We start from the raw sequence: 5,922 nt of genomic DNA on the forward strand, positions 1-5,922 counted from the left end.
ACGAGACGCACCGCCAGCACCACGACCCGAACAAGGTCCAGCTCTCCACCCTGCTGAACATCAAGACCGGCGGCTGCCAGGAGGACTGCAAATACTGCGCGCAGAGCGTGAAGTACGACACCGGCGTCGAGGCGGAGAAGCTGCTCGACCGCGCCCAGGTGCGCGCCGCCGCGGAGAAGGCCAAGAAGGCGGGCGCCGGCCGCTTCTGCATGGGGGCGGCGTGGCGTGAGCTGAAGGACCGCGACGTCGAGAAGCTGGCGAACATCGTCCGCGACGTGAAGGACCTGGGGCTGGAGGCCTGCATGACGCTGGGCATGCTGACCCGCCCGCAGGCCGACGCGCTGAAGGACGCCGGCCTCGACTACTACAACCACAACCTCGACACGTCGGAGGAGTTCTACGAGCGGATCGTCTCCACCCACAGCTACCGCGACCGGCTGGACACGCTGGCCAACGTCCGCGACGCCGGGCTGAAGGTCTGCTCCGGCGGCATCGTCGGGCTTGGGGAGAGCCGGGTGGACCGCGCCGGCCTGCTGGAGACTTTGGCGAACCTGTCGCCGCAGCCGGAGAGCGTGCCGATCAACAAGCTGGTGTCGGTCGCCGGCACCCCGCTGGGCGACGTCGACGCGCTGGATGCCTTCGAGTTCATCCGCACCATCGCGGTGGCCCGCATCCTGATGCCGCGCTCCTACGTCCGCCTGTCGGCGGGCCGCCGCTCGCTCAGCGACGAGGGTCAGGCGCTCTGTTTCTACGCCGGCGCGAACTCCATCTTCTATGGCGACAAGCTGCTGACCACCGGCAATCCGGAGCATGAGGCCGACCGGCGGCTGTTCGACCGGCTGGGGCTGGAGGCCGACGGCGGCGCCCACTGACGCGCCGGCGTCCCCGGCCCCTGCGCAAAAAAGCCAGGGGGAGGACGCCGAGCATGGACGACATCGCCGCCAAAGCACCCAAGACCCACTACACCTCGGCCGAGGTCACGGCCCTGTCGCACCTCTACAGGGCCGAGATCTACCGCAGCACCGTCTGGCGGACCCGGCTGGACGCCACCACCAACTGGGCGGTGGTGACCACCGGGATCGCGCTGTCGCTGACCTTCAGCAGCGCCACCGCCTCCCCCCTGCCGCTGGTGCTTGTGGGGCTTCTGGTCGCCGTGTTCCTCTACATCGAGGCGCGGCGCTACCGCTTCTTCGACTTCTGGCGAATCCGCGCCCATGTGCTGGAGCTGTACTTTCTCGGCCCCATCCTGCGCGGCCAGGGCGACCCGTTCGCCCGGGGCTGGAACGAGACGCTGTTCCAGGACTACCAGAACCCCAACCTGCACATCACCTACCTGGAGGCGGTGGGGCGCCGGCTGCGGCGGAACTACGGCTGGATCTTCCTGATCCAGGTGGTGGCCTATCTGGGCAAGCTGATGATCCACCCGGTGCCGCTGTCGAGCCTGGACGAGCTGTTCGCGCGGGCGACCATCGGGCCGGTGCCGGGGGAGATCGTCCTGCTCTGCGGCTTGGCCTTCCACGGCACCTGGATGGCCATCGCCTTCCGCACCTTCCGCAGCCGCCGCGGCGCCGACCGCGAGCGCCCGCCCCCGCCGGCCACCGACGCGGTGCTGGATCTGGCCCGCGGTCCGTGAGGGCCATGACGGATTTCCCTTTTCGCGCAAGGGATAAGGGGTAGTTTTCCGTCCGGCCTGCCCCTTTCGCGCACCGTGGCATAAATGGGATCAGCACCGTCGCGCTCACGCTATGCAACGGATCGTCTTGTGTTCTCCTTCCGCGGGGGGCTAGAAGGGGCTCCGTCGGATGCGGTTGCGCGGTCATACCAGAAGGACACCCGTTCGCCGGGCTGATCTTCACCGGTTCCCCGCACAGCCGACGGCCGGACGACCATAGAGGTGAACGAGGATTTCACGATGGCGAGCCAGGGCGAGAACAAGTGGGTTTACTGCTTCGGTGCCGATGCCACCGAAGGCCGGGCGGACATGAAGAACCTGCTCGGCGGCAAGGGAGCCAATCTGGCCGAGATGGCCAATCTGGGCCTCCCGGTTCCTCCGGGTTTCACCATCACGACTGGGGTCTGCACCTATTTCTATGCCAACGGCCGCAACTATCCGCCGGAGCTGAAGGCCCAGGTGGACGGCGCGGTGAAGGGGCTGGAGCAGGCCATGGGCGCCACCTTCGGCGATCCGGCCAACCCGCTGCTGGTCTCGGTGCGCTCCGGCGCCCGCGCCTCCATGCCGGGCATGATGGACACGGTGCTGAATCTCGGGCTGAACGACGCGACCGCCGCCGGCCTCGCCAAGCGCTCGGGCGACGCCCGATTCGCCTACGACAGCTACCGCCGCTTCATCCAGATGTACTCGAACGTGGTGCTGGACGTTGACCACCACCACTTCGAGGAGATCCTGGACAACCACAAGCGCGACAAGAACCACAACCTCGACACCGACCTGAGCGCCGCCGACTGGCAGGCCGTCATCGAGGACTACAAGAAGGCCGTCGAGCACGAGCTCGGCAAGCCCTTCCCGCAGGACGTTCAGGAGCAGCTGTGGGGCGCCGTCGGCGCCGTGTTCGGCTCGTGGATGAACGCCCGCGCCATCACCTACCGCAAGCTGCACGACATCCCCGCCGACTGGGGCACCGCCGTCAACGTGCAGTGCATGGTGTTCGGCAACATGGGCAACGACTGCGCCACCGGCGTCGCCTTCACCCGCAACCCGTCCACCGGCGAGAACGCCTTCTACGGCGAATACCTCGTCAACGCCCAGGGCGAGGACGTGGTGGCCGGCATCCGCACGCCGCAGCACCTGACCATCGCCGGCAAGGAGGCCAACAAGTCCGACCTCCCCGCCATGGAAGAGGTCATGCCGGAGGTCTTCAACCAGCTGAACGAGGTCCGCCTCACGCTGGAGAAGCACTACCGCGACATGCAGGACATCGAGTTCACGGTCCAGCAGAACAAGCTGTTCATGCTGCAGACCCGCAACGGCAAGCGCACCGCCCCGGCGGCGCTGAAGATCGCCGTCGATCTCGCCGAGGAAGGGCTGATCGACAAGGCGGAAGCCGTGCGCCGCATCGACCCCGCCTCGCTCGACCAGCTCCTCCACCCGACGCTGGACCCGAAGGCGGAGCGCAAGGTCATCGCCAAGGGCCTGCCGGCGTCGCCGGGTGCCGCCTCGGGCAGGGTCGTCTTCACCGCCGACGAGGCGGAGACCCTGGCCGGCCAGGGGGAGGCGGTCATCCTCTGCCGGGTGGAGACCTCCCCGGAGGACATCCACGGCATGCACGCCGCCCGTGGCATCCTGACCACCCGCGGCGGCATGACCAGCCACGCCGCCGTGGTGGCCCGCGGCATGGGCCGCGCCTGCGTGTCGGGCGCCGGTGACCTGCGCGTGGACTACAAGTCCAAGATCATGTCGGTCCGCGGCGTCACCATCAAGGAAGGCGACATCGTCACCATCGACGGCTCGACCGGCGAGGTGATGCTGGGCCAGGTGCCGACGATCCAGCCGGAGCTGTCGGGCGACTTCGCCACGCTGATGGGCTGGGCCGACTCGCTGCGCCGCATGAAGATCCGCACCAACGCGGAGACCCCGCTGGACGCCCGCACCGCGCGGAAGTTCGGCGCCGAGGGCATCGGCCTGTCGCGCACCGAGCACATGTTCTTCGACCCGGACCGCATCCTGGCGGTCCGCGAGATGATCCTGGCCGAGAACGAGGCCGGCCGCCGCGCCGCGCTGGCCAAGCTGGAGCCCTTCCAGAAGAAGGACTTCGTCGAGCTGTTCACGATCATGTCGGGCCTGCCGGTGACCATCCGCCTGCTCGACCCGCCGCTGCACGAGTTCCTGCCCAACACCGAGGCGGAGATGGCGGAGGTCGCCAAGGCCACCGGCACCGACCAGCTCAAGGTGAACCACCGCGTGGTGCAGCTCCACGAGGCGAACCCGATGCTCGGCCATCGCGGCTGCCGCCTCGGCATCACCTACCCCGAGATCTACGAGATGCAGGCCCGCGCCATCTTCAGCGCGGTCGCCGAGGTCTCCAAGACCACGGGCGAGACGGTGATGCCGGAGGTCATGATCCCGCTCATCGTCACCAAGAAGGAGCTGGACATCCTCAAGGCCGTCATCGACCGCGTCGCCAAGGAGGTCATGGACTCGACCGGCGTCACCTTCGAGTACATGGTCGGCACCATGATCGAGCTGCCGCGCGCGGCGCTGAAGGCCGATGAGATCGCCGAGACGGCGGAGTTCTTCTCCTACGGCACGAACGACCTGACCCAGACGACCTTCGGCCTGTCGCGCGACGATGCCGGCGCCTTCCTGCCGGAATACCAGCGCCAGGGCATTCTGGAGCACGACCCGTTCCAGACGCTGGACCAGGACTGCGTCGGCGAGCTGATCGCCATCGCCACGGAGCGCGGCCGCAAGGTCCGTCCGAACATCAAGCTCGGCATCTGCGGCGAGCATGGCGGCGACCCGGCCTCCATCTCCTTCTGCGAGAAGGTCGGGCTGGATTACGTGTCCTGCTCGCCCTACCGCGTGCCGATCGCCCGTCTGGCCGCCGCCCAGGCGGCGCTCGACGCCGACACGGTGAAGCGCGACTGACCGGTACCCGACGACGCGAAGGCCCCCCTTGGGGGCCTTCGTTTTTTGAGGGATGGTTCCGTGGACACTGACACCGCCCTTCCAACCCGGCACATCGACCGGTTGACCGACCGCCTCGGCGCCTGCCTCGACGAAGGCGACGGCCCTGCCGCGGCCCGCGCCGCGGTGGTGGCGGTCCGTTCGGGTCCGCGCTCCTGGACCGCCGGCCTCGCCCGCGGCGGCGCGGCGCCTCCGCCGGTTACGGCCCGCTTCCTCGTCTACAGCATCACCAAGACCCTGACCGCCGCCGCCCTGCTGCGCTTGTGCGGGCAAGGCCTGATCGACCCCGACGCCCCGCTGGACCGCTGGCTGCCCGACTTCGCGGCGGCCGACCGGATGACCCTGTCCCAGCTCCTTTCCCACCGCGCCGGACTGCGCAATTACGGCGGCAGCCCCGCCTACCACGCCGCCGTGCGCGCGGGAGAAGAGCCGTGGAGCGAGGACGGCTTTCTGGAGCGCTGCCGCGCCACCGACCTGTTCGCTCCGCCGGGGCGCGAGTTCTCCTATTCCAACATCGGCTATCTGCTGGCGAAGCGGGTGCTGGAACGGGCCTCCGGCCTGCCCTTCGCCCAGGCCCTCGACCGCGAGCTGTTCCGCCCGCTCGGCCTGACCGGCTGGTCGGTGCCGACGGAACGCGGCGACCTGTCCGGCCTGTGGACCGGACCCAGCCCATACCTCGGCGGCAAGGACGGTCCGCCCGCCGACGTGGCCGCCCTCTACCATCCCGGCTGGGTGGCCCACGGCGTGGTGGCCGCGGCGGCGGAGGTCATCGCCCGCGTTTTCCATGCGCTGTTCGCGGACGGCCTGTTGCCGGGCGCCCTGGCGGTGCGGATGCGGCAGTCCTTCCCGGTGCCGGGAACCATGCGCGGGCGCCCCTGGGTGGAGCCGGGCTACGGCCTCGGCGTGATGGTGGAGCGCGACGGGCAGGCCGGACCCTACTGGGGACACACCGGCGGTGGGCCGGGCGGGTCGGCCTGCGCCTATCACTTCCCCGCCCGCAAGCCGGGGGAGGAGCCGGTGACCGTCGCCCTCTTCACCGATGGCGAGGACAACGACCAGGCGGAATGGATGACCGTGGAGGCCGCGGAAATTCTGCGCGAGTGACCCCGGTCAGCGCCGCTCGAACAGCTCCATCTCCCCCTCGACCGAGGTGCGCCGCAGCGCCTGGAGATAGTCCATCTCCTGATGCACCGTCTCCCGCTCCGCCTCGGGGCGCAGCAGGCGGCGGAAGGCCCGTCCGGTGGCCGGGAAGAAATGGACGCGCCGCCCATTGTCCC

General features: G+C 69.2%; 4 protein-coding genes. All 4 read left to right on the forward strand.

Annotated elements, in window-relative coordinates:
- Positions 1-872: biotin synthase BioB (gene bioB, locus GBZ26_RS26145; protein WP_174441342.1), on the forward strand; the 872-nt coding region annotated here is incomplete at its 5' end.
- 53 nt (positions 873-925) lie between these two features.
- Positions 926-1,633 (forward strand): DUF2270 domain-containing protein, encoded by a 708-nt coding sequence (locus GBZ26_RS26150; RefSeq protein WP_174441343.1) that lies wholly within the window; start codon positions 926-928, stop codon positions 1,631-1,633.
- A 279-nt stretch (positions 1,634-1,912) separates the two neighbouring features.
- A complete protein-coding gene (ppdK, locus tag GBZ26_RS26155; RefSeq protein WP_174441345.1) occupies positions 1,913-4,606 on the forward strand; it encodes a pyruvate, phosphate dikinase in 2,694 nt (897 codons plus the stop codon).
- Positions 4,607-4,666: 60 nt separating this feature from the next.
- Positions 4,667-5,749: a serine hydrolase gene (locus GBZ26_RS26160; protein ID WP_174441344.1), complete on the forward strand. Its 1,083-nt coding sequence runs from the start codon at positions 4,667-4,669 to the stop codon at positions 5,747-5,749.
- Positions 5,750-5,922: the final 173 nt, after the last annotated feature.

The organism is Azospirillum formosense, assembly GCF_013340925.1.
In the GTDB taxonomy this organism is placed as follows: Bacteria; Pseudomonadota; Alphaproteobacteria; order Azospirillales; family Azospirillaceae; genus Azospirillum; species Azospirillum formosense.